The sequence below is a fragment of the Mesorhizobium sp. M7A.F.Ca.AU.001.01.1.1 genome (assembly GCF_004022735.1).
Taxonomy (GTDB): Bacteria; Pseudomonadota; Alphaproteobacteria; order Rhizobiales; family Rhizobiaceae; genus Mesorhizobium; species Mesorhizobium ciceri.
Map to the genome: position 1 here is coordinate 1 of NZ_RZPF01000754.1, position 3,002 is coordinate 3,002.

The 3,002-nt window shown below is 64.0% G+C and carries 3 protein-coding genes; 2 read left to right on the forward strand and 1 reads right to left on the reverse strand.

Annotated features, from left to right (window positions below):
- On the forward strand, nt 1–549 hold a 549-nt coding region (locus EN884_RS31165), incomplete at its 5' end, for an NAD-dependent epimerase/dehydratase family protein (protein WP_164895269.1).
- Here the strand turns inward: EN884_RS31165 and EN884_RS31170 are convergent.
- The gene (locus EN884_RS31170; protein ID WP_063170662.1) at nt 546–2,150 is read right to left on the reverse strand and encodes a GMC family oxidoreductase N-terminal domain-containing protein; all 1,605 of its coding nucleotides are present in this window, start codon (nt 2,148–2,150) and stop codon (nt 546–548) included. The two genes, EN884_RS31165 and EN884_RS31170, sit on opposite strands and share 4 nt — an antisense overlap.
- Nucleotides 2,151–2,364: 214 nt before the next feature.
- Between EN884_RS31170 and EN884_RS31175 the strand changes: the two genes are divergently transcribed.
- The coding region (locus tag EN884_RS31175; protein ID WP_164895270.1) for a sugar ABC transporter substrate-binding protein at nt 2,365–3,002 on the forward strand (638 nt) is incomplete at its 3' end.

A 3,002-nucleotide genomic window follows, 5' to 3' on the forward strand; every position in this document is an offset into this window, starting at 1 on the left:
TTTCACATCTATGAGGCGGCGCGCAGAGAGGAGGCGCGGGTGGTGTTTCCATCTTCGGTGCATGCGGTCGGCCTTTACGAGCGCACCGAGATTCTTGACCAGGACTGCCTGCTCAGGCCGGACGGCTATTACGGCCTGTCGAAAGCCTATGGCGAGATGCTGGCGCGGCTCTACTTCGACAAGCATGCGGTGGAAAGCGTGTTGATCCGCATCGGCTCGGTGCTGCCGGAGGTTCCGGACGAGAGGATCCTGTCGACCTGGATATCGCATGACGATTTTGTGCGCCTGATCGAGCGTTGCGCCGAAGCGGATCGTGTCGATTGCTCAGTCATCTGGGGCCAGTCCAACAACAGCCGCGGTTTCTGGCGGCACGATGCCAGGCTGAAGCTCGGCTGGACGCCGCTCGACAGTTCCGACAGCCAGGCCGAGCGGGTGCGCGGCAAGGTGACGGACAATCCGGTGGTCGAGCGCTACCAGGGCGGCAAGTTCATTGTGGTGGACTACAGCCGTGCAGACTTTCCGCCGCGTTCGATGTTCCCGGACGACTAGGCCGTCACCGCCGGCAGCGGGCCTCGCCCGGCGATCAAATCCGCCGCCTTCTCGGCGATCATGATCACCGCTGCATTGGTGTTCGAAGACACGATGCTTGGCATGACCGAACTGTCGCAGACGCGCAGGCCCTGCAGTCCGCGCAGACGAAGTTCTGGATCGACGACGCTCCCGGTATCACCGCCCATGCGGCATGAGCCGACCGGATGGTAGGCGCTGCGGCCATGTTCACGGGCGAAGGCTTCGAGCGCTGCGCGCCCCTGCATTGCTGCGCCGGGAAGATGCTCGCGGCTGATGTATTTTGAAAAAGCCGGCTGCGACAGGATCTCGCGGCTGATCTCGATGCCGTCGATGGCGCGCTCGAGATCGTAGCGCTCGGCGAAGGGATTGGGGTCGATGATCGGCGGATCGCGCAGATCACCCGATCGCAGCGTGACGCTGCCGCGCGAGCGGGGGCGGACATGGTAGCTATTCAGCGTGCAGCCATTGCCGCCGGGCACCGAGCCGATGCCTTCCTCAACGCCGGCACCAGGCAGGAAGTGGAACTGGATGTCGGGCGTCTTCTCCGCCCGGTCGCCCCACCAGAAGCCGCCGGCTTCGACGATGTTGGAGGCCACCGGTCCCTTGCCGAACAACGCGTATTCGAGGCCTGCGACCGCTTGCCAGCGCTTTTTCTTGTAGCGATCGATGCCGTGCGGGCCATTGAGTTCGGCGACCACGTCGACATCCATGTGATCGTGCAGGTTCTGGCCGACGCCGGCGAGGTCATGGATCACCTTGATGCCATGCTCCCCGAGATGCGCGGCCGGGCCGATGCCGGACAGCATCAAAAGTTTAGGCGAGCCAATGGCGCCGGCGGTGACGATCACCTCGCGCTCGGCGCCGAGCCGCTCGGTGCGTCCATTGACGATGATCTCGACGCCGATGGCGCGGCCATTCTCGACAACGATGCGGCTGACCGTGGCGTCGGTGCGCAACGCCAGGTTCTTGCGGCCAAGCGCCGGCTTCAGATAGGCGACCGCGGTGCTCGAGCGTTTTCCCCGGCGCGTCGTCGTCTGGTAGAAGCCGGCGCCGGCCTGTTCGCCGGCATTGAAGTCGGCGCGGAAGGGAAGACCCGCCTGCTGCGCCGCCTTGACGAAGATCCGGGTCAATGGATGCGGGGCGCCGCTGGAAACGCCGAGCGGGCCGTCGATGCCGTGCTGCGGACCGGCGAAGATGTCGTTGCCTTCGGAGCGGATGAAGTACGGCAGCACCTCGGCGTAGCTCCATCCCGCACAGCCATTGTCAGCCGCCCAGCCGTCGTAATCCTGCGGACAACCACGGGTGAAGACCTGGGCGTTGATCGAGGAGCCGCCGCCGAGCACACGCGCCTGCGGATAGACCATGGTGCGGCCGTCGATCGCTTTGCCGGGCGCGGTGTCATAACCCCAAATCAACGGTCCCGACGTCATCTTGAAGAAGCCGACCGGCAAATGGATGTAGCGATCGGTGTCGGGCGGACCGGCTTCGAGCAAGGTCACCGACACGTCCGGATCCTCGCTCAGGCGGGCGGCCAGAATGCAGCCGGCCGAGCCGCCGCCGACGATGATGTAGTCAGACATTCTCGCTCCCTTGGCAGTGCGAAATCAGTGCCCTGCTCTCCTCTACGCAACGATCTCAAGTCGCTTGTGCCGCGTCAAGAGAAAGGGTATGGTTATGGTGTTGAAGGGTTGTCGTACAAGTGGAGGAACTTGACAACCCATCGATCGGAGGCCCGGCCGCGCTCCCCGCGCATGCCGCCGGGCGGGAAACAGATTTCAATCGGGAGGTTTGAATATGAAGGACAGGACAGATCTTACGCTTTCGGTCAGCCGCCGGACGCTGATGATGGGCGCCACCGCCGGCATAGCGGCGCTCGCCATGCCGAGCGTTTTGCGGGCCCAGGAAAAACCGACGCTGGTGACGTCGATCCGCTCGCTCTCCAACCCCTACCACGCGGTGTGGAAGACCGGCGCCGAGGCCTATGCCAAATGGGCTGGGCTTGAGCACGTCACGCTGGTGTCGGAAGGCAACAGCGAGAAAGGCATCGCCGACATCAAGGCGATGTTGGCCAAGACCGGCGGCAACATGGTGCTGAATTCCGATCCCAATGACACACCTGACGCGCGCCCGATCGTCGAAGCCTGCGCCAAGGCCGGCGCCTATGTGGTGACGCAGTGGAACAAGCCGTCCGACCTGCACCCGAAGGACTTCAACCCGAATTATGTTTCCCACATCGAGTTCGACGGCATCGAAAGCGGCAAGACCATCGCCGAGATCCTGTTCAAGACCATCGGCGGCAAGGGCGGCATCGTCGCGCTCGGCGGCCTGATCTCGACCACGGCGGCGATCGAACGCAAGAAGGGCCTCGACGCGGCCCTTGCCGCCAATCCCGACATCAAGCTGCTCGACTTCCAGGTCGCCAACTGGAAATC

Coding starts and splice junctions, on each gene's coding strand:
- EN884_RS31170 (WP_063170662.1), bottom strand. CDS start 2,150: ATGTCTGACTACATCATCGTCGGCGGCGGCTCGGCCGGCTGCATTCTG.